We start from the raw sequence: 24,316 nt of genomic DNA on the forward strand, positions 1-24,316 counted from the left end.
ACCGAGCCGGTCGCCCGCGCCAGCGCCATCGTGCGCGCGACCGCGGCGCGGCCGGGCAGCCCGGAACCGGGCAAGACGCGCTCATCGGGCGGCAGGCAGTCCACCACGCCGCTGTCGCCGTCCTCCTGCAGGCACCACTCCCACTCCCAGCCGGGCGGCAGTTCCTGGTCGCACAGCGAGGTGTAGGCCTCCCGCAGGAAGTGGTGTCCCCCGTCGTGGACGGCCGTGATCACACTGACCTTCGGCAACGGATCCCCCAGATCGAGACGATGTCCGTCACCATCAAACCAGTTCACGACCCGGTGCGGGTCACGGCATCCGGGGACCCGGCCGCATGGGTGGGTCACCGGTGAAACGCGGTTTCACCGGTCTTTCATCGCCCGCCCCTACCGTTCGCCGGGATTTCGTCCACACGAACCGGGAGGGTTCGATGAAGAAGATCGCGGCACTGCTGACCGGACTGGCGGTCGCGGCGACGGCGTACCTGGTGGCCTCGCCCGCCGCGCAGGCCGCCCCGTGCGAGGGGACCTACACCATCGTCGTCGGCGGGACTGGCGACAACGACTCCGACGACCCGTACTGGCAGGGCAACATCAGCCAGCGCGTCGGCTACCCGGCGATCCCGGTCGGCATCAACGCGCGGCAGGGCGTCAACGAGCTGAACCGGCTGATCCGCGACCAGCGCAACGTCTGCCCCGGGCAGCACGTGAAGGCCGTCGGGTTCTCGCTCGGCGCGGCCGTCGTGCACACCTGGGTGACCGAGAACTGGCCGACCATCGACGACGTGAACGCCGTGCTGATCGCCGACCCGAAGCGGGCGGCGGGCCCGGGCAACGCGGGCGCCGCGGCGCACCCGCTGGTCGCGCCGGTGGTCGGCGCGCCGCTCGCCGGAGCGGACGACTTCTTCGGCGACATCCCGACCCTGACGCTCTGCACGGACGACATCATCTGCGACGCCAACGCGGCGTCCGGCCTGCCCGGGTACCTGTGGGAAGGCAGGCACGGCAACTACAACTTCAACGTGGACGCCTACTCCGACGACGCGAGCGGGCAGTGGTTCAACGGGGTCTACATCCCCTGATCGCCAGTCGGTGACCCCGGGCCTGGGTGGATCGGCCCGGGGCCGCCGCACGTCAACGGTTGTATCCGACAGGGGCGCTGAGCGTAGCGAAGGGGCGCGGCCCGCCCGCGTCAGCGGAACTGGTGCACCACCATCTCCGCCAGCGCGGCCACATCCGCCTCCGCCATGGGGCCGCCCGTGATGCCCATCCGGTGCAGCAGCGTGCCGACCACCACGTCGATGAACAGCAGCACCCGGTTCTCCGGCTCCCCCAGCGCGTCCTGCAGCACCACGCGGTACGGGTCCTGCAACCGCGTCGTCAGGACCTCGCGCAGCGCCGGGTCGTTCACCGCGTCCACGAACACCCCTGCGAACGCCGCGCCCACCCCGGGCTCGGCGATCTTCGCCGCGGCCCAGTGCACCGCGCGGGTCAGCACCTCCTGCCGGCCCTCGCCCTCCAGCGGCACCGGGCCGAACGCGTGCACCAGGCAGTCCGTGATCAACGCGCCCTTCGACGGCCACCGGCGGTAGATCGTCGTCTTCGCGACGCCCGCCGCCGCCGCGATGCGGTCCATCGTCGCGCCCGCGTAGCCCAGTTCGTGGACCGTTCGCAGCGTCGCGGCGAAGACCTCGGCGTCGATGCCGGCGCGGGGGCGGCCGGGCGATTTGGCGGAGCTCATGGCGACACCCTAGCCAATTCCGCTACCATCGGTATCGCTACCGCCAGTAGCGTAATCCGAGGAGGGGACATGGCCGACCGACCACCGCCGGGCATCCGGCTGCTGCACACGCTCGCCAAGGAGCCGGACTGGGCCGCGATGACCGACGCGGAACTGGCCGCCTTCAGCGAGCGCACCAACCGCAAGCGCGCCTCCCGGCTGGCGCGGCTGATCACCGGGCGCCCGGACCGCGGCGCGACGATCGAGTGGCAGGACGTGACAGCCCCCGGCCGCACCATCCGGGTCCGCGTCCACCGGCCGCGGCACGGCGAGAACCTGCCGGTCGTGATTCACGTGCACGGCGGCGGCTTCACCGGCACGGCCGTGCAGTGCGACTGGGTCAACAGCCACCTCGCCGCCCGGCTGCCGGCCGTCGTCGTCTCGGTCGAGCACCGCCTCCTCGCCCCGGGCACCCCGCTGACCGCGGCCGCCGAGGACGCCTGGGACGTGCTCCAGCAAGTCGGCACCTGGGGCGACCCGGCGCGCATCGCGGTGTTCGGCGAGAGCACCGGCGGGCTGATCGCCGCGCTGTCCGCGATCCGCGCCCGCGACACCGGCCTGCGGCTGCGCGCCCAGGTGCTGGTCAACCCGGCGCTCGACCTGACCGAGACCGCCTACGACCACCCCTCCATGACCGAACACGCGCAGAGCCCGATGCTGACGATCGAGCAGATGCGGCTGTTCCACCGCCTGGCCGCACCACCCGGGACAGATCCGCTCCCGCTGTCGCCGCTGCGGGCGGACGACCTCGGCGGGCTGGCCCCGGCGCTCGTCGTGGTGCCCACGCTCGACCCGCTCGCCGACCACGGCCGCCGGTACGCCGAGCGGCTGCGCCACGCCGGCACCCCCGCCGAACTCGCCGCACACCGCGGGGCGCCACACGCGTTCCTCAGCATGCCCGGCCTTGTCCCCCAGGCGAAGCCCGCCCGCGCGGAGATCACCGCCTTCCTCGCCGGGCATCTCGTGGCGGCACTGGAGACGCGATGACGGAAAGTCTCGGACGCCTGCTGCGGCCGCACGCCGGAGGTTTCGCTGCCGTGGTGGTGCTGCAGGTGATCGGCGCGGTCGCCGGCCTGGCGCCGCTGCTCGCGGTCGTCGAACTGGGCCGCACGCTGCTGTCCCCGGAACCGGCCGGCGAGAGTCGCGTGTGGACGGTCGTCGCGCTGGGCGCGGCCGGCCTGCTCGTCCGGATGCTGTTCACCGCCGCGTCGGCCGGAGTGGGGCACGTCCTGGACGACCGGGTGCAGCTGTCCTTCCGCCGCCTGCTGGCCGAGCGGCTGGGCCGCGTGCCGATCGGCTGGTTCGCCCGCCGCCGCACCGGCGAGCTGGCCAAGGTGGTCGGCGACGACGTCAGCGCCGTGCACCCGGTCATCGCCCACACCCCGGGCGAGCTGGTCTCCGCGTTCGTCGTGCCGCTGGTGTCGCTGGCCTACCTGGTGACGATCGACTGGCGGCTCACCCTGATCACGCTGGTGCCCGTGGTGCTGGCGATAGCGCTGGTCCCGCTGATGATGACCGCCGCCCGGCAGCGCGAGCAGCAGGAGTTCGACGCGGCCATGGGCCGGATCGCGAGCTCCGTCGTCGAGTTCGTGCGCGGTATCGCGGTGGTCAAGGCGTTCGGCGGGTCCGAGCGTGCGCACCGGAGGTTCCGCACCGCCACCGACGACTTCGTCGGCACCTTCCTCCGCTGGGTGCGCGGCATGTCCGGCATCGCGGCCGGGATGCAGCTGGCGTTGTCACCGCCGTTCGTGCTGGTGGTGGTGTTGATCGGCGGGGCCGCCCTGATCACGTCCGGCAGCCTCGCCCCGGCCGACCTGCTGCCCTTCGTGCTGCTCGGCCTCGGCCTGACCGCCCCGGTGGCGGCCCTCGGACACGGCTTCGACGACCTGCAGGCCGCCGGTCGCGCGGTCGGCCGGATCCGCGAGGTGCTGGCGGTGCCGCCGCTGCCCGAGCCCGCGCACCCGGCCGAGCCCGACGGGCACCGCGTCGAGCTGCGTGGCGTCCGATTCGGGTACACCGAGGGGCACGAGGTGCTGCGCGGCGTCGACCTGGTGCTCGAACCGGGCATGGTCACCGCGCTCGTCGGGCCGTCCGGCAGCGGGAAGTCCACTTTGGTCCAGTTGCTGCCGCGGTTCTTCGACCCGGACGCCGGTTCGGTCACGCTCGGCGGCGTCGACCTGCGGGAGATCGGCAGCGACCGGCTCTACCGGACGGTGTCGTTCGTCTTCCAGGAGACGTCGTTGCTGCGCGCCTCGGTCGCGGACAACATCGCGCTGGCGGTGCCGCGGGCCGCGCACGAGGACGTCGTCCGTGCCGCTCGCCTGGCGAACATCCACGACCGGATCCTCGAACTGCCACGCGGGTACGAGACCGTGCTCGGCGAGGAGGCGAGCCTGTCCGGCGGGGAGGCGCAGCGGATCGCCATCGCCCGCGCGCTGCTCGCCGACGCGCCCGTCCTGGTGCTGGACGAGGCCACCGCCTTCGCCGACCCGCAGACCGAACACGCGGTGCGCGGGGCGCTGGCCACGCTGATGGGCGACCGGACGATCCTGGTCATCGCCCACCGGCTGGAGACCGTCGCCGACGCCGACACCGTCGTCCTGCTCGAAAACGGGTCGATCGCCGAACGCGGCCGTCCCGCCGAACTGCTCGCCGGCAACGGGAAGTTCGCCGCGTTCTGGCGCGCCCGGGGAGAGGAACCACGATGATCACCACGCTGCTGCGCGTGCTCGGCCACGAACACGCCCGGCCGGTCCGGCGCACCGTCGCTCTGATGACCACCACCGCGGTCGCCGAGGGCCTGTCCTACGCCCTGCTGGTGCCGGTGCTGCGGGCGCTGTTCGGACCCGCCCCCGGCGAGGTGTGGCCGTGGCTGATCGCGTTCGGCGCCGCGGTAGTGGTGTACGGGGTGCTGCGGTACGCCAGCGATCTGTCCGGTTTTCGCGTGGGCACCACGTTGTTGCGCGGGATGTACCACCGGCTCGGCGACCACCTGGCCCGGCTGCCGCTGGGCTGGTACAGCGCCGGGCGGGTCGGCGAGGTGTCCGTGCTGGCCAGCCGCGGCGTGCTGCAGGCGATGAGCGTCATCGCGCACCTGCTGGCGCCGTTCGTCTCGGCTTGTGTGACACCGCTGACGATCGTCGCGGTGATGATCGCGTTCGACTGGCGGCTGGGGCTGGCCGCGCTGGCGGCCGCGCCGCTGGTGGTGGCGGTCCAGGTGTGGGCGGGACGGGCCACGGCGGCCGCGGACGCCGAACGCCACGAGCGCGACCAGCAGGCCACGGCGCGGGTGATCGAGTTCCTCCAGACGCAGCCGGTGCTGCGGGCGGGCGGCCGGACCGCAGAACGGTTCCGGCTGCTGGACGACTCGCTGCGGAACGTGCAGCGGGCGTCGCGGCGGGCCACGTTGTCGGCGCTTCCGGGCGCGGTCGGCCTGACGCTCGTGGTGCAGGCGGTGTTCACCGCGCTGCTGGTGCTGGGCGCGGCCCTCGCGCTCGGCGCGGGCGTCGGGGCGGCGGAGGTGTTGTCGATCCTCGTGCTGGCGGCCCGGTGCGCGGATCCGTTGCTGTCGCTGGCCGAGACCGGGGGCAAGCTGCGCGGCGCCCGTGCGGAGCTGGCCAGGCTCGACGCGGTGTTGCGCACCGAGCCGCTGCCGGAACCGGCCGACCCGGTGACGCCGGCGCGGCACGACCTGGAGTTCGACGGGGTCACCTTCCGGCACGGCGACCGCACGGTGGTCGACGGCGTGTCACTGTCCATTGCGGAGGGTCAGCGGCTCGCGGTGGCCGGCCCGTCCGGTGCCGGGAAGAGCACCCTGCTGCAGCTGATCGCGCGGTTCTACGACGTGGACGCCGGCGCGGTGCGGATCGGCGGCGTGGACGTGCGGGCGATGGCGGCGGCGGATCTGATGTCGCGGATCGCCATCGTGTTCCAGGACGTGTACCTGTTCGACGGCACGATCGAGGAGAACGTGCGGCTCGGCCGCCCCGGCGCGACGCCCGCGGAGGTCCGCGCCGCGGCGACGGCGGCCCGGCTGGACGAGGTGATCGACCGCCTGCCCGGCGGCTGGTCGGCCACCGTCGGCGAAGGCGGAGCCCTGCTCTCCGGCGGCGAACGCCAGCGCGTGTCGATCGCCAGGGCGCTGCTGAAGGACGCCTCGGTGGTGCTGCTGGACGAGGTGACGTCGGCGCTGGACCCGGCGAACGAATCCGCGGTGCACGAGGGAATCGAGCGGTTGATGGCGGGCCGCACGGTGGTGATGGTGGCGCACCGGCTGCGCACCGTCCGGAGCGCCGACCACATCGTCTTCCTGGACAACGGCCGGATCACCGAGCAGGGCACGCACGAGGAGCTCCTGTCCCGCGGCGGCCGGTACGCGCGGTTCTGGCAGCTGTCCCTTGAGCCGGCGAACGACTGATCAGACGCGGTCGACCAGGAAGTCGATCATCTCGTGTATCACGGCCGGAACGGAGGGATGGCACTGCTCGGCCGTGAGGAAGGCGTGCGGCAACCCGTCCACGGTGGTGAGCACGTGCTCTGTCGACACATCCTCCAGGCGGGCCGCAAGGCGTTCCGCGGCAACGGCGGGCGCCGAGATCGGCGCCCGCCGAGTCGCCGGCGATGGCGAGGCGGCGCGGCCGCTGCTGAACCCGCCACCATGGAGGTACAACAGGATCGGATGCCGCCCACGGCCCGTTGGTTCGATGTTCTCATCGGTGGTGTCGGCGCCATCGGCCCGGCGGATCAGCGTCCCCTTCCGGATCGCACCGAGTTCTCGTTCCGCAGTGCCCGTGGCGACCTCCGACGCAACTCGCCCGGCGCCCGGTCCTCACTCCACCTTCTTCGCCGGTGCTTGGCCGTTGCTCTCGGGCAGCCCTTCGCCCGTGGGGGCCACCTGCAGGCAGAAGTCGCCGTCGTAGTGGCGGTTTCCGGTCAGCACCGCCTGCTCCACGATCTCCGCGCTCTTCTCCTCCCGCCGGATCATCGGGTCGCTGCGGAGGTCCTTCGCGAGCGCCACGCACAGCACCACCATCACCAGCGCGAACGGCGCCGCCGCGATGATCGTCAGGTTCTGCAGCCCGGTGAGCGCCTCGTCGCCACCTCCGCCGACCAGCAGCATCACCGCGGCCACGCCCCCGGTCGCCACGCCCCAGAACACCACCAGCCACCGCTTCGGCTCGATCGCGCCGCGTTGCGACATCGACCCCATCACCAGCGACGCGGCGTCCGCGCCGGAGACGAAGAAGATCGCCACCAGCACCATCACCAGCACGCTCGCCACGGCGGCCAGCGGGAACTGGTCGAGCACCCCGAACATCTGCGACTGCGCGCTGCCCGCGCTCGCCAGATCCGTCCCACTCCGCTGGAGCGTGATCGCCGTACCGCCCATGATGCTGAACCACACCAGGCTCACCACGGACGGAACGAGGATCACGCCGACCACGAACTGCTTGATCGTGCGGCCGCGGCTGATCCGCGCGATGAACATGCCCACGAACGGCGTCCACGAGATCCACCACGCCCAGTAGAAGATCGTCCACGAGGACAGCCAGCTCTCCATGTTCTCGCCGCCGGAGGCGCCCGACCGCGAGATCATCTCGCCCATCTCGCGGAAGTAGTCGCCGATCGTCGAGGGCACCAGGTTGAGGATGAAGATCGTCGGCCCGACCACGAACACGAACACCGCGAGCACGGCGGCCAGCACCATGTTGATGTTGGACAGCCACTGGATGCCCTTCGCCACCCCGGACACCGCGGAGGCGACGAACGCCACCGTCAGCACGGCGATCACACCGATGAGCAGGCCGGTGCCCGGGTTGTCCGACAGCCAGCCCCGCTGCACGAGCCCGCTGCCGATCTGCAACGCGCCCAGTCCGAGCGACGCGGCGGACCCGAACAGCGTCGCGAAGATCGCCAGGATGTCGATGAGCCTGCCCAGCGGCCCCTCGCTCACCCGCTCACCGAACAGCGGCGCGAACGCCGAGCTGATCAGCTGTTTGCGGCCGCGCCGGAAGGTGCCGTAGGCGATGGCGAGCCCCACCACCGCGTACATCGACCACGGGTGGATGGCCCAGTGGAACAGCGACGTCGCCATCGCGGTCTCCACCGCCGCGTCGGTGCTGCCCGCGACCGTGCCCGGCGGCGGCTCCACGAAGTGCGACAACGGTTCGGCGACCCCGTAGAACATGAGCCCGATGCCCATGCCGGCGCTGAACATCATCGCGATCCACGACACCGTGCGGAACTCCGGCCGCTCGCCGTCGTGGCCGAGCGGGATCTTGCCGTACCGGCTGAACGCCAGCCAGATCGCGAACAGGACGAACCCCGTCGCGGCCAGCAGGAACGCCCAGCCGGTGTTCCGGATCAGCCAGTCCAGCACCCCCGCGGACACGCTGGAGAGGTTGTCGGTGGCGAACACGCCCCAGGCGAGGAACGCCGCCGCGACCACCGCCGCGACGACGAACACCACGCGATCCATCCCGCCGCGCGCTCTGGGTTCCGCGGGTTTCCGGGTCGTTGCTTCCGTGCTGGGCACGACGCTCACCGCCTCTTGCTCGAGTTGGTTGTCCGGCTGCCCCCCTGCGCTCTGCGAGATGGTCACCGCGTCACCGCCCGCCGGCCAGTGTCCGCTCGACCCACTGGTGGAATTCGCCGATGTGGTGTTCGGACGGCACCAGGACCCCGCCGCGGGCGTAGGCGCGCGAGGACATCGCGGGCTGGCAGCGCTCGCAGGCGTCGAAGTCCTGCTGGTTCACGCGGTGGAACAGCTCGACCGAGTGTGACACGTCGCGGCCGGAGTCCACCACTTCGCGGGCGTAGAGCCAGTCGCATTCGACGATCGTGCGGTCGACCGCCATCGGGAACATCCGGTGGATGATCACGTGGTCGGGCACGAGGTTGACGAACACCTGCGGCCGCACGGTGATCGCGTAGTAGCGGCGGTCCTGGTGCTCGTCCACCCCGCCGAGCCGGTCGAACCCGGCGCTGCCGTCCACGGTGAACCCGCTGACGTCCTCGCCGAACTCCGCGCCGTGGCCCACGTAGTACTGCGCGGCGTAGCCGTCGGCGAACTCCGGCAGCACCTCGGTCAGCTCGGGGTGGATCGTCGCGCAGTGGTAGCACTCCATGAAGTTCTCGATGATGAGCTTCCAGTTGGCCTTGACGTCGTAGGTGATCCGCCTGCCCAGGGCCAGCTCGTCGATGCCGTAGTTGCCGATCGCGTCGAGCTGCCCGAGCCGGCCCGCCACGTCCGCCTGCACCGTCTCTTCGAAGGACGGCGGCTCCTCGGCCAGGCACAGCCACGCGTAGCCGAGCCACTCCCGCAGGTGCACCGGCTTGAGGCCGTACTCGGTGCGGTCGATGTCCGGCATCGAGGTCAGGTTCGGCGCCGCGACGAGCTTGCCGTCCAGGCCGTAGGTCCACGCGTGGTAGGGGCACTGGAAGTTCCGCTTGACCGTGCCGCTCTCTTCCACGCACAGGCGCGCGCCGCGGTGGCGGCAGATGTTGAGGAAGGCCCGCAGGGCGCCGTCGCGCGACCGGGTCACCAGCACGCTCTCGCGGCCGATCTGCACGGTGCGGAAGTTTCCGGGTTGCGGCAGGTCCGCGCCGCGGACCGCGCAGAACCACATCTGCTCGAAGATCTTCTCCTGCTCCAGCGCGAAGATCGTCTCGTCGGTGTAGGTGATCCCGCCGAGTGTGGGGATCAGGCTCGACGGGAGCTCGGGCTGGTCGGTGGACGGCGCGGTGGTGGTGTTCTCGGTCAACGAACGCTCCGTGGTGGTGTGAGTGACCGGGGACTGGTTGTTGCTTCTTCCGCAACACCTGCGTGATGTGCAACTGCGACGCGGACCACAGTGCGGCCTGCGCGCCGGGTCTGTCAAGACCTGAACCGGGGATGGCGCGGAGTTTTCCTGACGGCAACACGAGGGGCCGAATCCCTGCGACACAAGGGACTCACGAGTAACAAAGGTTCGCCGGAATCGGCTCTTGACCCCGCCGGACGCCGAGCCGTAGCGTGGCGGCCAGTTGATATATCAGTCGGCGAACAGAGGTATGAGACCGGGAGGCAGCATGTCGGTGGCCATCGGCCGCGCTGGCGCACTCAGCCCCCAGCGCGTGCTCGGGCGTTCCCTGCTCCAAACCGATCCGGAGGTGCACGCGGCGATCGGCCGCGAACTCGGCCGCCAGCGCGACACCCTGGAGATGATCGCGAGCGAGAACTTCGCGCCGCTGGCGGTGATGCAGGCGCAGGGGTCGGTGCTGACCAACAAGTACGCCGAGGGCTACGCCGGCCGCCGCTACTACGGGGGCTGCGAACACGTCGACGAGATCGAGACGCTGGCCATCGACCGGCTCAAGGCGCTCTTCGGCGCGGAGTACGCCAACGTGCAGCCGCACTCCGGCGCACAGGCCAACGCCGCCGCCATGGCCGCGCTGCTGGAGCCCGGCGACACGATCCTCGGCCTGGACCTCGCGCACGGCGGGCACCTGACGCACGGGATGAAGCTCAACTTCTCCGGCCGCCTCTACGACGTGGCCGCCTACCACGTGCGCCCCGAGGACCACCGCGTCGACATGGACGAGGTCGAGCGGCTGGCTCGGGAGCGCAGGCCGAAGCTGATCGTCGCAGGCTGGTCGGCCTACCCGCGGCACCTGGACTTCGCCGCGTTCCGCCGGATCGCCGACGAGGTCGGCGCGTACCTGATGGTCGACATGGCGCACTTCGCCGGCCTGGTCGCGGCGGGCCTGCACCCCTCCCCCGTGCCGCACGCGCACGTCGTCACCTCGACCACGCACAAGACGCTCGGCGGGCCGCGCGGCGGCGTGATCCTGGCCGAGCGGTCGCTGGCGAAGAAGCTCAACAGCAGCGTGTTCCCCGGTCAGCAGGGCGGGCCGCTGGAGCACGTCATCGCGGGCAAGGCCGTGGCGTTCAAGCTGGCCGCCGAGCCGGAGTTCCGCGAGCGCCAGGAACGCACCCTGCAGGGCGCGAAGATCCTCGCCGACCGGTTCCTGCGCGAGACCGGGGTCGGGGTGCTGACCGGCGGCACCGACGTGCACCTGGTGCTGGCCGACCTGCGGGAGTCCGAATTGGACGGAAAGCAGGCCGAGGACCGGCTGCACGAGGTCGGGATCACGGTCAACCGCAACGCCGTCCCGTTCGACCCGCGCCCGCCGATGATCAGCTCCGGCCTGCGGTTCGGCACGCCCGCGCTGGCCGCGCGCGGGTTCGGCCCCGACGACTTCGCCGAGGTCGCCGACATCGCCGCGCTGGCCCTGCGCCCGGACGCCTCCGCCGCCGACCTGGACAAGCTCTCCGCCCGCGTCGCCGACCTCACCGCCCGCCACCCCCTCTACCCGGAGCTGACGGCATGACCACCCCCCAGCCCCCCGGCGCGCACCTGCCCGACCACCCGGACTTCCTGTGGCGTAACCCGGAACCGAAGCGCGGCTACGACGTCGTGATCGTCGGCGGCGGCGGGCACGGCCTGGCCACCGCGCACTACCTGGCGCGCAACCACGGCATCACCAACGTCGCGGTCCTGGAGCGCGGCTGGCTGGCCGGCGGGAACATGGCCCGCAACACCACGCTGATCCGCTCCAACTACCTGTGGGACGGCTCCGCGGCGATCTACGAGCACGCCCTGAAGCTGTGGGAGGGCCTCGAAGACGACCTGGGCTACCCGATCCTGTTCTCCCAGCGCGGCGTGCTGAACCTGGCGCACACCGAGCAGGACGTGCGCGACAGCGTGCGGCGGGTGGAGGCCAACAAGCTCAACGGCATCGACGCCGAGTGGCTCTCCCCCGACGAGGTCGCCAAGGTCTGCCCGATCGTCAACGTCTCCAGCGACATCCGGTACCCGGTGCTGGGCGCGACGTACCAGCCGCGCGCGGGCATCGCCAAGCACGACTACGTCGCATGGGGTTTCGCCCGCCGGGCCGACGAGGCCGGGATCGACCTGATCCAGGACTGCGAGGTCACCGGGTTCACTGTGGACGGTGACCGGGTGACCGGGGTGCGGACCAGCCGCGGCGACATCGCCTGCGGCACCGTCGCGCTGTGCGCGGCCGGGCACACCTCGGTGCTGCTGGACCAGCTCGGCGTGCGGGCGCCGCTGCAGTCGCACCCGCTGCAGGCCCTGGTGTCGGAGCTGCTGGAGCCGGTGCACCCGACGATCGTGATGTCCAACGCCGTGCACGTCTACGTGTCCCAGGCGCACAAGGGCGAACTGGTGATGGGCGCGGGCGTGGACTCCTACAACGGGTACGGCCAGCGCGGCGCCTTCCACATCATCGAGCGGCAGATGGCGGCCGCGGTGGAGCTGTTCCCCGTGTTCGCCCGGGCGCACCTGCTGCGCAGCTGGGCCGGGATCGTGGACGTCACGCCGGACGCCTCGCCGATCGTCGGCCGCACGCCCTACGACAACGTCTACCTCAACTGCGGCTGGGGCACCGGCGGGTTCAAGGCCACCCCGGGCCTGGGCTGGTGCCTGGCCGACACGATCGCCAACGGCGAGCCGCACCCGTACGTCGAGCCGTTCGGCCTGGACCGCTTCGTCACCGGCGCGCTCGTCGACGAGCACGGCGCCGCCGCCGTCGCCCACTAGGAGCCACGCATGCAACTCATCACCTGCCCGTGGTGCGGGCCGCGCGAGGAAGTGGAGTTCCACTACGGCGGCCAGGCCCACCTCGCCTACCCGGACGACCCCGCCGCGTTGTCCGACGAGGAGTGGGCGCACTTCGTCTTCTTCCGCGACAACCCCAAGGGCCCGTTCGCCGAACGCTGGAGCCACGCGGCCGGCTGCCGTCGCTGGTTCAACGCGGTCCGCGACACCCGGACCTACCAGTTCCTGGCCGTGTACCCGATGGGCCAGTCCGCACCGGAGGTGGCGTCATGAGCCGCATCAAGGGTTATGGCCGGATCGACCGCACCCGGACCGTCGGGTTCACCTTCGACGGGGTCACCTACACCGGCCACCCGGGCGACACGCTGGCCTCGGCGCTGCTCGCCCACGGCGTGCACGCGGTGGGCACGAGCGTGAAGTTCGGCCGCCCGCGCGGGATCGGCGCGGCGTGGGTCGAGGACCCGACCGGGCTGGTGCAGATCGAGGAGCCGTTCCCGGAGCCGATGCTGCTCGCCGCGACCGTCGAGCTGACCGACGGGCTCGTCGCGCGCGGGCTTGCCGGGCAGGGTCGGCTCGCCGAGGTGGCCGACACCGCCCGCTACGACCGCAAGCACACGCACTGCGACACGCTCGTCGTCGGGGCGGGCCCGGCCGGGTTGCTGGCCGCGCGGTCCGCCGCACGGCGCGGGGAGCGGGTCGTGCTCGTCGACGACCGGGCCGACGCGGGTGGCTCGCTGACCGGCACCGAGGTGATCGACGGGCGGCCGTCGCGCGAGTTCGTCGCCGAGGTGGTGGCCGAGCTGGCCGCCGCCCCGGAGGTGCTGCACCTGCAGCGCACCACGGCGTTCGGGCAGTACGACGACGGGTTCGTGCTGGCGCTGGAGCGGCGCACCGACCACCTCGGCACCGCCGCGCCGCGCAACCTCTCGCGCCAGCGGGTGCACCGGATCCGCGCGCGGCACGTCGTGGTCGCGACCGGCGCGCACGAGCGGCCGGTGGTGTTCGCCGACAACGACCGGCCGGGCATCATGCTCGCCTCCGCGGCGCGTGACTACCTGCACCGCTACGGGGTGCTCGCCGGACGCGAGGTCGTCGTGTTCACCACCAACGACTCCGCCTACGCCGCCGCGCTGGATCTGGAGCACGCCGGGGCGCGGGTCACCGTCCTCGACGCCCGCCCGAGCGCGCCGGAGCACTGGGCCGCGCTGTGCCGGGAACGGTCGATCGCCGTGCGGCCGGGCAGCGCCGTCGTCGGCACCACCGGCGACGTCCGGATCACCGGCGTGGACACGGTCACCGCGGGCAAGGCCGAGTCGCTGCCGTGCGACCTGCTGCTGACCTCCGGCGGCTGGAACCCCGCCGCGCACCTGTTCAGCCACGTCCGCGGCGCGTTGCGGTACGACCCGGCGCTGGGCGCGTTCCGCCCGGCCGAGCCGATCCCCGGGGTGTCGGTGATCGGCGCCGCGAACGGCACGTTCGACCTCGCCGGGTGCCTGCGCGACGGCGCCGGGGACGACGCACCAGCCACGCCCGCGGAGCCGGAGACCACGCCGCCGCTGGTGCTGTGGCGCACCGAAGGCGACCCGGCCCGCCAGTTCGTGGACATCCAGCGCGATGCGACGGTCGCCGACATCGAGCGCGCGGTCGGCGCCGGGCTGCGGTCGGTCGAGCACATCAAGCGCTACACCACCATCGGCACCGCACACGACCAGGGCAAGACCTCCGGGGTGATCGCCTCCGGCATCGTCGCCGAGCTGCTCGGCAAACCGGTCGAGGACACCGGCACCACGACGTTCCGCCCGCCCTACACCCCGGTGGCGTTCGCCGCGCTGGCCGGGCGGGAGCGCGGGAAGCTGTTCGACCCCGAGCGGATCACCTCGCTGCACAGCTGGCACGTCGCGGCGGGGGCGGTGTTCGAGGACGTCGGGCAGTGGAAGCGGGCCCGCTACTACCCGGCGCCGCACGAGAACATGGACGCCGCCGTGCTGCGCGAGTGCGCCGCGGTCCGCGGCGGGGTCGGCATCCTGGACGGCTCCACCCTGGGCAAGATCGACGTGCAGGGCCCGGACGCCGCCGAGCTGCTCGACCGGCTCTACACCAACATGATGAGCACCCTGAAGGTCGGGCGCGTGCGCTACGGCGTCATGTGCGGCAGCGACGGCATGGTGTTCGACGACGGCACGGTGCTGCGGCTGGCCGAGGACCGGTTCCTGGTCGTCACCACCACCGGCGGCGCGGCGCGCGTGCTGGACTGGATGGAGGAGTGGCTGCAGACCGAGTGGCCGGACCTGCGCGTGCACCTGACGTCGGTGACCGAGCAGTGGTCAGTGTTCCCGGTCGTCGGGCCCCGGTCCCGCGACGTGATCGCCGCGGCGTTCCCGCACCTGGACGTGTCCAACGAGGCGTTCCCGTTCATGTCCTGGCAGGACACCGAGGTCGACGGCGTGCCGGTGCGCATCGCCCGCATCTCGTTCTCCGGTGAGCTGGCCTTCGAGGTCAACGTGAACTCCTGGTACGCCAGGGCGATGTGGCTGCGCCTGCTCTCGGCAGGCGCGCGCTGGAACATCACCCCGTACGGCACGGAAACCATGCACGTGCTGCGCGCGGAGAAGGGCTACCCGATCGTCGGGCAGGACACCGACGGCACCGTCAGCCCGCACGACCTCGGCCTGGGCTGGGCGGTGTCGAAGAAGAAGCGGGACTTCGTCGGCAAGCGCTCGTTCACCCGCCCGGAGAACACCAACCCGCTGCGCAAGCAGCTGGTGTCGCTCCTGCCCGCCGACGCGCGGACCAAGCTGCCGGAGGGCTCCCAGGTCGTGGAGTTCCGCCCGGACGGCACCCTGCCCCCGCCGCCGGTGCCGATGCTCGGCCACGTCACCTCCAGCTACCACAGCGCCGAGCTGGGCCGCCCGTTCGCGCTGGCCCTGGTCAAGGGCGGGCAGGCGCGCATCGGCGACACCGTCCACGTCCCGGTCGACGGCGCCCTGGTGCCCGCCGAGATCGGCGGGATCGTGCTGGTCGACCCGGAAGGAGCACGCCGCGATGGCTGACCCGCGCCTCTACCCCACGCATCCGCTGCAGCAGTGGATCCCGTCGCTGGCCGCCGCCTCGCGCAACGCGACCGGCCTGAACCTGGAGGCCGAGCCGCCGGTGGCCGCGGTCGACCTGCGCGTCACGCCGCCGGCCGACGTGCTCGGCACCCCGCTGCCCACCGAGCCCAACACCTGGGTCTACGCCGCCGACGGGCAGATCGTCTGGCTCGGCCCGGACGAGTGGCTGGTCACCAGCACCGCCGGGCAAGGGCACGAGCTGGAGGCGCGGCTGGGCGCCGTGGTGCGGCCGCGCGGCGGGGCCGCCACCGACGTTTCCGCGCAGCGCACCGGAATCCGCGTCAGCGGACGGCACGCGCGGGACGTCCTGGCCACCGGCTGCTCGCTCGACCTGCACCCGCTGGCGTTCCCCGCCGGAAGCGCCGCGCAGACGACACTCGGGCAGGCCCCGGTGCTGCTGCTCGCGCTCGGCGCGGGCGAGGACTTCCGCGTGTTCGTGCGGCCCTCGTTCGCCGGATACCTCGCCGACTGGCTCCTCGACGCGGCGCTGGAGTTCCAGCCCGCCGGGGCCACCTCGTAGACCACAGACAGGAGACCACGATGAGCACCACACCCCGGGTTGTCATCATCGGCGCCGGCATCGTCGGCGCGAACCTGGCCGACGAGCTGACCGAGCGCGGGTGGACCCGGATCACGGTCCTCGACCAGGGTCCGCTCCCGCTGACCGGCGGCTCGACCTCGCACGCGCCGGGCCTGGTGTACCAGACGAACCCGTCGAAGACGATGACCGAGTTCGCCACCTACACGGTGAACAAGCTCAAGAGCCTGGACGTGGACGGCGCCTGGTGCTTCAACCAGGTCGGCGGCCTGGAGGTCGCCACCACCCCGGAGCGCCTGGCCGACCTGCACCGCAAGCAGGGCTGGGCCACCTCGTGGGGCGTGCCCGGCGAGGTCGTCGGCCCCGAGGAGTGCGTGCGGCTGCACCCGCTGCTGGACCCCGAGCAGGTCCTCGGCGGGTTCCACACCCCGACCGACGGCCTCGCCAAGGCCGCGCGCGCCGTGGTGGCCCTGCGGCGGCGCGCCGAATCCCGCGGCGCCGAGTTCCGCGGCAGCGTCCGGGTCACCGGCATCTCCCACACCGGCGGACGGGTCACCGGCGTGCGCACCACCGCCGGCGACTTCCCCGCCGACATCGTGGTGTCCTGCGCCGGGTTCTGGGGCCAGGCGATCGGCGAGATGGTCGGCATGCGGGTGCCGCTGCTGCCGCTGGCGCACCAGTACGTGCGCACCGGCCAGGTCGCGGACCTGGTGGGGCGCAACGACGAGCTGACCGAGGCCGGGCTGCCGATCCTGCGTCACCAGGACCGCGACCTGTACTACCGCGAGCACGTCGACTGCCTCGGCATCGGCTCCTACGCGCACCGCCCGATGCCGGTGCGCCTGTCCGACCTGCCCGAGGTCTCCGACGACGACCTCACCGAGGCGGCGATGCCGTCGATGCTGCCGTTCACCGAGGAGGACTTCGCGCCCTCCTGGGAGCACAGCAGGCAGCTGCTGCCGTCGCTGCGGTCGGCGAAGATCGAGACCGGGTTCAACGGGATCTTCTCCTTCACCCCGGACGGCGGCCCGCTGATCGGCGAGTCGCCCGACGTCGCCGGGTTCTGGATCGCCGAGGCGGTCTGGGTGACGCACTCCTCCGGCGTGGCGCGCTCGGTCGCGCAGCTGCTGGTCGACGGCCGCAGCGAGATCGCCCTGCACGGCTGCGACGTGCACCGGTTCGACGAGATCGAGACCACCGAGGCCTACGTCGACGAGACCGCGCAGCGCAACTTCGTGGAGATCTACGACGTGGTGCACCCGCTGCAGCCGAAGCTGTCGCCGCGCGACCTGCGGGTGAGCCCGTTCCACGCGCGGCAGAAGGAGCTCGGCGCGTTCTTCCTGGAGGCGCACGGCTGGGAGCGGCCGCACTGGTACGAGTCGAACGCGCACCTGGTCAAGGACCTGCCGCCGGAGTGGCAGCCGCCGTCGCGGGACGCGTGGTCGGCGATGTTCCACTCCCCGATCGCCGCGGCCGAGGCGTGGAAGACCCGCACCGCGGTCGCCCTCTACGACATGACCCCGCTCAAGCGCCTGGAGGTGTCCGGGCCGGGCGCGCTGGCGTTCCTGGACCGGCTCACCACCGGCAAGATGGACAAGTCGGTCGGCTCGGTGACCTACACGCTCGCGCTGGACGAGGCCGGCGGGATCCGCAGCGACCTGACGGTGGCCCGGCTGGGCGAGGACCGCTTCCAGGTCGGCGCGAACGGCAACCTCGACCTGGCCTACTTCCGGTCCGAGGCGGGCGGGGACGTGCAGGTCCGCGACATCACCGGCGGCACCTGCTGCATCGGCGTGTGGGGTCCGCTGGCGCGCGATCTCGTCCAGCCGCTGAGCCGGGACGACTTCTCGCACGAGGCGCTGAAGTACTTCCGCTGCATGCCCGCGCACATCGCGGGGATCCCGGTCACCGCGATGCGACTGTCCTATGTGGGCGAACTCGGCTGGGAGATCTACACCAGCGCCGAGTACGGGCAGCGGTTGTGGGACGTGCTGTTCGAGGCAGGCCGCCCGCTCGGGGTGGTGGCCGCGGGCCGCGCCGCGTTCAACAGCCTGCGGCTGGAGAAGGGCTACCGGTCGTGGGGCACGGACATGACCACCGAGCACAATCCGTACGAGGCCGGGCTCGGGTTCGCGGTGCGCAAGCAGAAGGGCGACTTCGTCGGCCGGGACGCGATCGCCGAGGTCACCGACGAGACGGTGACGCGCCGGCTGTCCTGCCTGACGATCGACGACGGCCGCAGCGTGGTGCTCGGCTCCGAGCCGGTGTTCCTCGACGGCGAGCCCGCCGGGTACGTCACCTCGGCCGCGTTCGCGCACACCCTGGGCGTGCCGATCGCCTACGCGTGGCTGCCCGCCGCCGCGACCCCGGGCACGCCGGTCGAGATCGGCTACTTCGGCCGCCGGGTGCGCGCCACCGTGGCCACCGAACCCCTGGTCGACCCCGAGATGCTGCGCATCCGGCGCTGAGGACGGACACCGATGCGCACACTGACCCTCGAAGCGTTCCTCGACGCGCTCGCCGCCCGGGTGCCCGCCCCGGGCGGCGGCGCCACCGCCGCGCTGCACGCCGCCCAGGGCGCGGCGCTGGTCGCGATGGTGGCCCGGTACAGCGACGGCGAGAAGTACCGGCAGGACGCCGACGCGATCACGCAGATCCGGGCCAACGCCGACGACCTGCGCACCCTCGCGCTGGCGCTGGCCGAGAAGGACGCCGCCGCGTTCCAGGCCGTCACCCGCGCCTACGCCCTCCCGAAATCCACCGAGCGCGAGAAGGTGGCCCGGTCGCGGGCGATCGGCGCGGCACTGGTGGAGGCCGGCCGGGTCCCGGCCCGCGTCATCGCGGTCGCCAAGCAGATCGTCAACCTCACCGAACGGCTGCAGCCGATCGGCAACCGCAACGTGATCAGCGACGTCGCCGCGGCGGCCGACGCGGCGCGGGCGGCGCTGTCCACGGCCAGGGTGAACGTCGAGATCAACCTGTCCGGCATCGGCGAGGGCCCGGCCCGCGACGAGCTGACCGCGGCGATCGCCACCGTGGACCAGGCGATCGCCCGCGCCGACGACGTGACCACCGCCGTGCGGAAGCAGATCACGCGATGACCGCCGTCCTCAGTGGAACCGAGCTGGGCAGGCAGATCCGGGACGGGGTCTCGGCTGACGCCGCGGCCCTGTCCGAGCGGGGCGTGCACCCCCGCCTGGCCGTCGTGGTCGCCACCGACGACGAGTCCAGCGCCTGGTACGTGCGCTCGATCGCGAAGACCGCGGCCCGCAGCGGTGTGCAGTGCGATGTCGTGGACCTCGGCGCGGCCGCCACCCCGGCCGGCATCACCGCCGAGCTGGAGCGGCTGAGCGCCGATCCGGCGGTGCACGGGATCATCCTGCAGACCCCGCTGCCCGGCGGCGCCCGGCTGGAGGAGCTGGCCACCGCGATCGACCCGGCCAAGGACGTGGACGGCGCCAACCCGCTGTCGCTCGGCCGTCTCACCGCCGGCCTGCCCGCGCACCCGCCGGCGACGGCCGCGGCGGTGCTGGCGCTGCTCGACCACTACGAGGTGCCCCTGGCCGGGCGCCGCGCCGTGGTGGTCGGGCGCTCCACCGTGGTCGGCAAGCCCGCGGCGCAGCTGCTGCTGGCCAGGGACGCGACCGTGACGATCTGCCACCGCCACACCGCGGACCTCGCCGCGTCCACCCGGGAGGCCGACGTCCTCGTGGTGGCCGTCGGCCGGGCCGGGCTGATCACCGCCGAGCACGTCGCCCCGCACGCGGTGGTCGTCGACGTGGGCACCAACCCAACCCCGGACGGCGGCCTCGCCGGTGACGCCGACGCGCGGTCGCTGTCCGGGCGGGTCGCGGCGCTGACACCCGTGCCGGGCGGGGTCGGCCCGGTGACCACCGCGCTGCTGCTCCGGCACACCATCACCGCCGCGTCCCGTTAGGACAGTCATGACCGGGAACCCCCTCGCCGTCCGGACACCGGTGCCGGAGCTGCTGACCGAGCCACGCACCCTGGTCTGCGGCATCGTGAACGTGACGCCGGATTCGTTCTCCGACGGCGGTCTCTTCCACTCCCACGCGGCCGCGGTCGAGCACGGGGAACGGCTGGCGGCCGAGGGAGCCGACCTGCTCGACGTGGGCGGCGAGTCCACCCGGCCCGGCGCCCGTCCGCCCACCCTGGACGAGGAGCTGGACCGGGTGGTGCCGGTGATCGCCCGGCTGGCCCGCGTGGTGGACGTGCCGATCTCGGTCGACACGTCCCGCCCCGAGGTGATGCGTGCCGCGGTGGACGCCGGGGCCGCGATGATCAACGACGTGCGCGCGCTGCGGCACCCCGGCGCCCTGCGGGCCGCGGCCGAGCTCGGGGTGCCGGTGTGCCTGACCCACATGCTCCGGCCCCCGCACCTGATGCAGCGCGATCCGCGCTACACCGACGTGGTCGCCGAGGTGCGGGACTTCCTGCGCGCCCGCATCAAGACCTGCCTGGCGGCCGGCATCCCGGCGGAGCACCTGATCGCCGATCCCGGGTTCGGCTTCGGCAAGACGCTGGAGCACAACCTGGCCCTGCTCGGCGCGCTGCCGGAGTTCCGCGCGCTCGGGGTGCCGCTCATGGTGGGCCTGTCCCGCAAGGCGATGCTCGGCCGGCTCACCGGCCGTCCGGTCGGGCAGCGCACGGTCGCGTCGGTGACCGCCGCGGTCCTGGCCGCGCAGCGCGGCGCGAAGATCGTGCGGGTGCACGACGTCGCCGCCACGCGCGACGGCCTCGCGGTCCTGGAGGCGCTGCCGTGAACCGGTCAGATGATCGCGCGGATCGCCTTCTCGAAGCCGGTGACGTGCACGAGGGCCAGCTCGGCCGCGGTGTCCGCGTCACCTTCGGCGATCGCGCGCAGCAGGGCGGTGTGCTCGCCGACGTGCCGGTCGAAGTGCGGCATCCGGTCCAGGAACAGGCAGAAGATGCGGGTCGCCAGGTTGTCGTAGCGGACCAGCGTGTCCTCCAGGTGCGGGTTGCCCGCCGCACGGTAGATCGCGCGGTGCACCCGCAGGTCGCAGCGCATCAGCTCGGTGCGTTCGAGCGCCCGCACGTCCAGGTCGGCGACCTCGTCGGCGAGTTCGGCGAGCTCGGACTTCACGCCCGGTCCGGCGGTCTCGGCGGCGCGCCGGGCGGCGAGGGGTTCCAGCTGGACGCGGATCTCCGAGATGTAGGCCAGGTCGGTGATGTCGACGCCGGTGGCGAACGTGCCGCGCCGCGGGTAGGACACGACCAGCCGGTCGACCTCCAGGCGTTTGAGCGCCTCCCGCACCGGCGTGCGGCCGAGCCCGAGCGACGCGGCCAGCGCGGTGTCGTCGATCGGCGCCATCGGCGGGATGTCCAGCATGATCAGCCGGTCCTGGATGGCCGCGTAGGCGCGCTCGGCCAGGGAGACCGGCGGCCCCTCGAGTTCCTGCTGTCGAACGGTCACGAACGCCATCCTCTCCGCTGAAAACCACGATCCGCCACTCTGGTATATCAACCCTACATCAGGAGGGACCATGACGGTCTCCGTCTTCGACCTCTTCAAGGTCGGCATCGGTCCGTCCAGTTCGCACACGGTCGGCCCGATGCGGGCCGCGTACCTGTTCGCCTCCCGCCTGGCGGACACCGGGCTCCTGCCGCGCACGGCGGGGCTGCGCTGCGAGCTGTTCGGCTCGCTGGGCGCGACCGGGCACGGGCACGGCAGCGTCAAGGCCGTCGTGCTGGGGCTGACCGGGGAGCAGCCGCACCTGGTCGACCCGGTCGCCGCCGAGCCCGCGGTGACCGCGGCCCGGGCGGACGGCGCGATCTCGCTGCTCGGCAAGCACCGGATCGCCTTCGCCGTCGACGACGACATCGTGCTCCACCGCCGGAAGCGGCTGGACTTCCACAGCAACGGCATGGTGTTCACCGCCTTCGGCGACGACGGCGAGGTGCTCGACCGGCGCGAGTACTACTCGGTCGGCGGCGGGTTCGTGCTCGACCAGGACGAAACCGGCCGCCGGGCGCTGGTGCCCGATCCCACCCCGGTGCGCTACCCGTTCACCACCGCCGACGGACTGCTTGCCCACACGCGCGAAACGGGCCTGCGCATCAGCGACCTGATGCTGGCCAACGAGTTGTCCTGGCGCGGCGAGGCGGAGATCCGCGCCGGGCTGCTGCGGATCTGGTCGGTGATGCGCGAGTGCGTGCACCGCGGCACGCACACCGGCGGCGTGCTGCCGGGCGGGCTGAAGGTGCGCCGGCGCGCCAACGACCTGCGGGAACGGCTGGAACGCGACTCGGGCGAGCCGGACGCGCTGCACGCCATGGAGTGGGTCACCCTGTTCGCGCTCGCGGTGAACGAGGAGAACGCGGCGGGTGGCCGGGTGGTCACCGCGCCGACCAACGGCGCGGCCGGGATCGTGCCCGCGGTGCTGCACTACGCGGAGAAGTTCCTGCCCGCCTTCGACGACGACGCGGCCGTGCGGTTCCTGCTCACCGCCGGGGCGATCGGGTCGCTGTTCAAGGAGAACGCCTCGATCTCCGGCGCCGAGGTCGGGTGCCAGGGCGAGGTCGGGTCCGCGTGCTCGATGGCCGCGGCCGGTCTGGCGGAGATCATCGGCGGTACCCCGGAGCAGGTGGAGAACGCGGCCGAGATCGGCATCGAGCACAACCTCGGCCTGACCTGCGATCCGGTCGGCGGGCTCGTGCAGATCCCGTGCATCGAGCGCAACGCGATCGCCTCGGTCAAGGCGATCACCGCCGCCCGGATGGCGGTGCGCGGCGACGGCCGCCACCACGTGTCGCTGGACAAGGCCATCAAGACGATGCGCGAGACCGGCGCCGACATGAAGGACAAGTACAAGGAGACCGCCCGCGGCGGGCTGGCTCTCAACATCGTGGAATGCTGAGGAGACATCGATGACGCGCTCGTTCACGCTCACCCTGGACTGCCCGAACCGGACCGGGATCGTCCACGCCGTCAGCGCCTACCTCGTCGAGCACGGCGGCAACATCGAGGAGTACCAGCAGTTCGACGACCCGGTGCGCAAGCGGCTGTTCCTGCGCACCAAGGTCACCACCGACGCGGACGTGGACCTCGGCGAGCTGTCCCGCGGTTTCGAACCGGTCGCCGCGGACTTCGCCATGTCGTACGCGTTCCACCCGGACCGCAACGCGCGTGTCCTGGTGATGGTGTCCAAGCAGGGCCACTGCCTCAACGACCTGATCTTCCGCTGGCGCGCGGGCAGTCTGGGCGCCGACATCGTCGCGGTGGTGTCCAATCACGACGATCTGCGCCCGATGGCGGAGGCGGCCGGGCTGCCGTTCCTGCACATCCCGGTGACGCCGGAGACCAAGCCCCAGGCCGAGGCGCGGCTGCTGGAGGTGGTGGAGGAGTACGAGGCGGAGCTGGTGGTGCTCGCCCGGTACATGCAGGTGCTGTCCGACCAGCTGTGCAAGGCGCTGCACGGCCGGGCGATCAACATCCACCACTCGTTCCTGCCCGGGTTCAAGGGCGCGAAGCCCTACCACCAGGCCTACGACCGGGGAGTGAAGCTCGTCGGCGCGACGGCGCACTACGTGACGCCCGACCTGGACGAGGGGCCGATCATCGAGCAGGAGGTCATCCGCATCGACCACACCTATGATCCGCGCGCACTGCAAACGGTAGGCCGCGACGCGGAGGCGCTGGCGCTCTCCCGGGCGGTCCGCTGGCACTGCGAACGCCGCGTCCTGCTCAACGGCAACAGCACCGTGGTCTTCCCCTGACCCGCGGTGCCTGTGGACCCCTCCGTGCAGTGTGGACGCACCGTACTGCTCAACGGCAACAGCATCCCCTGCCGCGCGCCCGCGGCCCGGCTGCTCCGTGCGGAGTGGACACCCGGCCCGCGGCGCGGCCCCCAGCAATCCGCCGGCACAAGGTCATCTCCCGGCGTCCGCGGACCGACCGGTTCGTGCACTGTGGACGGCCCATACCACTCAACGGCAACAGCAACCCCTGCCGCGGCCCGGCTGCGTCCGGAGCGGATACCTGGCCCGGTACCGCACACGCGGGACCGCCGCCGGGCCACGGCGCTGCCCCCAACACTCCGCCGACGCATGGTCAACCCCCGGCGCCCGCGGACCGACCGGGCCGTGCACTGTGGACGGCCCATACCCCCCAACGACAACAGCAACCCCTGCCGCGACCCGACTGCTCCGAGCGGAGGGGACACCTGGCCCGCAGCGCCACGCACGCGGGCCCGGCATGCCGGGCCGCGGCGCTGCCCCCAGCACTC

Annotated in this window: 20 protein-coding genes and 1 pseudogene; 15 read left to right on the top strand and 6 right to left on the bottom strand. The window is 72.4% G+C overall.

What is annotated here, in order from left to right; translation table 11 throughout:
* Positions 1-233 (bottom strand): annotated as a pseudogene (locus ABZ193_RS37445) (glycosyltransferase family 2 protein); the annotation flags it as partial.
* 197 nt (positions 234-430) lie between these two features.
* Between ABZ193_RS37445 and ABZ193_RS37450 the strand changes: the two are divergent.
* Entirely contained in the window at positions 431-1,081 is a 651-nt protein-coding gene (locus tag ABZ193_RS37450; protein WP_020419931.1) for a cutinase family protein, read from the top strand.
* Between the two features lie 110 nt (positions 1,082-1,191).
* Here ABZ193_RS37450 and ABZ193_RS37455 read toward each other — a convergent pair whose 3' ends face one another.
* The gene (locus ABZ193_RS37455) at positions 1,192-1,740 is read right to left on the bottom strand and encodes a TetR/AcrR family transcriptional regulator (RefSeq protein ID WP_020419932.1); all 549 of its coding nucleotides are present in this window, start codon (positions 1,738-1,740) and stop codon (positions 1,192-1,194) included.
* A 69-nt stretch (positions 1,741-1,809) separates the two neighbouring features.
* Between ABZ193_RS37455 and ABZ193_RS37460 the strand changes: the two genes are divergently transcribed.
* The 3 genes from ABZ193_RS37460 to ABZ193_RS37470 are packed head-to-tail and all read left to right on the top strand — an operon-like array spanning position 1,810 to position 6,196.
* Positions 1,810-2,766 carry an alpha/beta hydrolase gene (locus tag ABZ193_RS37460; RefSeq protein WP_354713377.1) on the top strand — a complete coding sequence of 319 codons (957 nt, stop codon included), beginning with the start codon at positions 1,810-1,812 and terminating at the stop codon, positions 2,764-2,766.
* A complete protein-coding gene (locus ABZ193_RS37465; RefSeq protein ID WP_354713379.1) occupies positions 2,763-4,487 on the top strand; it encodes an ABC transporter ATP-binding protein in 1,725 nt (574 codons plus the stop codon). Before ABZ193_RS37460 ends, ABZ193_RS37465 begins: the two co-directional genes overlap by 4 nt.
* Positions 4,484-6,196 (top strand): ABC transporter ATP-binding protein, encoded by a 1,713-nt coding sequence (locus ABZ193_RS37470; protein ID WP_354713381.1) that lies wholly within the window; start codon positions 4,484-4,486, stop codon positions 6,194-6,196. The genes ABZ193_RS37465 and ABZ193_RS37470 overlap by 4 nt, the downstream gene beginning before the upstream one ends.
* Here the strand turns inward: ABZ193_RS37470 and ABZ193_RS37475 are convergent, their stop codons facing one another.
* The 3 genes from ABZ193_RS37475 to ABZ193_RS37485 all read right to left on the bottom strand — a co-directional run bounded on the left by ABZ193_RS37475 (position 6,197) and on the right by ABZ193_RS37485 (position 9,542).
* Entirely contained in the window at positions 6,197-6,325 is a 129-nt protein-coding gene (locus ABZ193_RS37475) for a hypothetical protein (protein WP_354713382.1), read from the bottom strand. It abuts the gene before it with no gap.
* A gap of 282 nt (positions 6,326-6,607) precedes the next feature.
* Positions 6,608-8,257 carry a BCCT family transporter gene (locus ABZ193_RS37480; RefSeq protein WP_237336941.1) on the bottom strand — a complete coding sequence of 550 codons (1,650 nt, stop codon included), beginning with the start codon at positions 8,255-8,257 and terminating at the stop codon, positions 6,608-6,610.
* Positions 8,258-8,384: 127 nt separating this feature from the next.
* The gene (locus tag ABZ193_RS37485; protein WP_354713384.1) at positions 8,385-9,542 is read right to left on the bottom strand and encodes an aromatic ring-hydroxylating dioxygenase subunit alpha; all 1,158 of its coding nucleotides are present in this window, start codon (positions 9,540-9,542) and stop codon (positions 8,385-8,387) included.
* 307 nt (positions 9,543-9,849) lie between these two features.
* Between ABZ193_RS37485 and glyA the strand changes: the two genes are divergently transcribed.
* The 9 genes from glyA to folP are packed head-to-tail and all read left to right on the top strand — an operon-like array spanning position 9,850 to position 20,833.
* A complete protein-coding gene (glyA, locus tag ABZ193_RS37490; RefSeq protein ID WP_354713385.1) occupies positions 9,850-11,151 on the top strand; it encodes a serine hydroxymethyltransferase in 1,302 nt (433 codons plus the stop codon).
* On the top strand, positions 11,148-12,383 hold the full coding sequence (locus ABZ193_RS37495; RefSeq protein WP_354713387.1) for a sarcosine oxidase subunit beta family protein: 1,236 nt from the start codon (positions 11,148-11,150) through the stop codon (positions 12,381-12,383). The genes glyA and ABZ193_RS37495 overlap by 4 nt, the downstream gene beginning before the upstream one ends.
* Before the next feature lie 9 nt (positions 12,384-12,392).
* Positions 12,393-12,674, top strand: a complete 282-nt coding sequence (locus ABZ193_RS37500; protein ID WP_354713389.1) for a sarcosine oxidase subunit delta — start codon at positions 12,393-12,395, stop codon at positions 12,672-12,674.
* Entirely contained in the window at positions 12,671-15,451 is a 2,781-nt protein-coding gene (locus ABZ193_RS37505; protein ID WP_354713391.1) for a 2Fe-2S iron-sulfur cluster-binding protein, read from the top strand. Before ABZ193_RS37500 ends, ABZ193_RS37505 begins: the two co-directional genes overlap by 4 nt.
* Positions 15,444-16,031 (top strand): sarcosine oxidase subunit gamma family protein, encoded by a 588-nt coding sequence (locus tag ABZ193_RS37510; RefSeq protein ID WP_354713393.1) that lies wholly within the window; start codon positions 15,444-15,446, stop codon positions 16,029-16,031. The genes ABZ193_RS37505 and ABZ193_RS37510 overlap by 8 nt, the downstream gene beginning before the upstream one ends.
* A gap of 20 nt (positions 16,032-16,051) precedes the next feature.
* Positions 16,052-18,517, top strand: a complete 2,466-nt coding sequence (locus ABZ193_RS37515; RefSeq protein WP_354713395.1) for an FAD-dependent oxidoreductase — start codon at positions 16,052-16,054, stop codon at positions 18,515-18,517.
* Positions 18,518-18,529: 12 nt separating this feature from the next.
* Positions 18,530-19,150, top strand: coding sequence for a cyclodeaminase/cyclohydrolase family protein (locus ABZ193_RS37520; RefSeq protein WP_237336935.1), 621 nt, complete (start codon positions 18,530-18,532; stop codon positions 19,148-19,150).
* Complete coding sequence (locus ABZ193_RS37525; protein ID WP_237336934.1) at positions 19,147-19,986, top strand: bifunctional 5,10-methylenetetrahydrofolate dehydrogenase/5,10-methenyltetrahydrofolate cyclohydrolase; 840 nt, start codon at positions 19,147-19,149, stop codon at positions 19,984-19,986. Before ABZ193_RS37520 ends, ABZ193_RS37525 begins: the two co-directional genes overlap by 4 nt.
* Positions 19,987-19,993: 7 nt before the next feature.
* Entirely contained in the window at positions 19,994-20,833 is an 840-nt protein-coding gene (gene folP / locus ABZ193_RS37530) for a dihydropteroate synthase (protein WP_354713397.1), read from the top strand.
* Between the two features lie 5 nt (positions 20,834-20,838).
* On the opposite strand, the gene ABZ193_RS37535 is transcribed toward folP, so the two are convergent.
* Positions 20,839-21,513, bottom strand: coding sequence for a GntR family transcriptional regulator (locus ABZ193_RS37535; RefSeq protein WP_354713398.1), 675 nt, complete (start codon positions 21,511-21,513; stop codon positions 20,839-20,841).
* A gap of 61 nt (positions 21,514-21,574) precedes the next feature.
* Here ABZ193_RS37535 and ABZ193_RS37540 point away from each other — a divergent pair, with 61 nt between their 5' ends.
* Positions 21,575-22,948, top strand: coding sequence for an L-serine ammonia-lyase (locus tag ABZ193_RS37540; protein WP_020419949.1), 1,374 nt, complete (start codon positions 21,575-21,577; stop codon positions 22,946-22,948).
* 10 nt (positions 22,949-22,958) lie between these two features.
* Positions 22,959-23,807, top strand: coding sequence for a formyltetrahydrofolate deformylase (gene purU / locus ABZ193_RS37545; RefSeq protein WP_237336930.1), 849 nt, complete (start codon positions 22,959-22,961; stop codon positions 23,805-23,807).
* Positions 23,808-24,316: the final 509 nt, after the last annotated feature.

It is taken from the genome of Amycolatopsis sp. NPDC006125 (assembly GCF_040614195.1).
In the GTDB taxonomy this organism is placed as follows: Bacteria; Actinomycetota; Actinomycetes; order Mycobacteriales; family Pseudonocardiaceae; genus Amycolatopsis_E; species Amycolatopsis_E tucumanensis.

Excerpts from the sequence above, each read along its gene's own strand:
- ABZ193_RS37525 (WP_237336934.1), top strand. The coding sequence starts at position 19,147 with ATGACCGCCGTCCTCAGTGGAACCGAGCTGGGCAGGCAGATCCGGGAC.
- ABZ193_RS37480 (WP_237336941.1), bottom strand. The coding sequence starts at position 8,257 with ATGGATCGCGTGGTGTTCGTCGTCGCGGCGGTGGTCGCGGCGGCGTTC.
- ABZ193_RS37505 (WP_354713391.1), top strand. The coding sequence starts at position 12,671 with ATGAGCCGCATCAAGGGTTATGGCCGGATCGACCGCACCCGGACCGTC.
- ABZ193_RS37455 (WP_020419932.1), bottom strand. The coding sequence starts at position 1,740 with ATGAGCTCCGCCAAATCGCCCGGCCGCCCCCGCGCCGGCATCGACGCC.
- ABZ193_RS37495 (WP_354713387.1), top strand. The coding sequence starts at position 11,148 with ATGACCACCCCCCAGCCCCCCGGCGCGCACCTGCCCGACCACCCGGAC.
- ABZ193_RS37450 (WP_020419931.1), top strand. The coding sequence starts at position 431 with ATGAAGAAGATCGCGGCACTGCTGACCGGACTGGCGGTCGCGGCGACG.
- ABZ193_RS37510 (WP_354713393.1), top strand. The coding sequence starts at position 15,444 with ATGGCTGACCCGCGCCTCTACCCCACGCATCCGCTGCAGCAGTGGATC.
- ABZ193_RS37465 (WP_354713379.1), top strand. The coding sequence starts at position 2,763 with ATGACGGAAAGTCTCGGACGCCTGCTGCGGCCGCACGCCGGAGGTTTC.
- purU (WP_237336930.1), top strand. The coding sequence starts at position 22,959 with ATGACGCGCTCGTTCACGCTCACCCTGGACTGCCCGAACCGGACCGGG.
- ABZ193_RS37460 (WP_354713377.1), top strand. The coding sequence starts at position 1,810 with ATGGCCGACCGACCACCGCCGGGCATCCGGCTGCTGCACACGCTCGCC.
- ABZ193_RS37470 (WP_354713381.1), top strand. The coding sequence starts at position 4,484 with ATGATCACCACGCTGCTGCGCGTGCTCGGCCACGAACACGCCCGGCCG.
- glyA (WP_354713385.1), top strand. The coding sequence starts at position 9,850 with ATGTCGGTGGCCATCGGCCGCGCTGGCGCACTCAGCCCCCAGCGCGTG.
- ABZ193_RS37515 (WP_354713395.1), top strand. The coding sequence starts at position 16,052 with ATGAGCACCACACCCCGGGTTGTCATCATCGGCGCCGGCATCGTCGGC.
- ABZ193_RS37540 (WP_020419949.1), top strand. The coding sequence starts at position 21,575 with ATGACGGTCTCCGTCTTCGACCTCTTCAAGGTCGGCATCGGTCCGTCC.
- ABZ193_RS37520 (WP_237336935.1), top strand. The coding sequence starts at position 18,530 with ATGCGCACACTGACCCTCGAAGCGTTCCTCGACGCGCTCGCCGCCCGG.
- ABZ193_RS37500 (WP_354713389.1), top strand. The coding sequence starts at position 12,393 with ATGCAACTCATCACCTGCCCGTGGTGCGGGCCGCGCGAGGAAGTGGAG.
- folP (WP_354713397.1), top strand. The coding sequence starts at position 19,994 with ATGACCGGGAACCCCCTCGCCGTCCGGACACCGGTGCCGGAGCTGCTG.
- ABZ193_RS37535 (WP_354713398.1), bottom strand. The coding sequence starts at position 21,513 with ATGGCGTTCGTGACCGTTCGACAGCAGGAACTCGAGGGGCCGCCGGTC.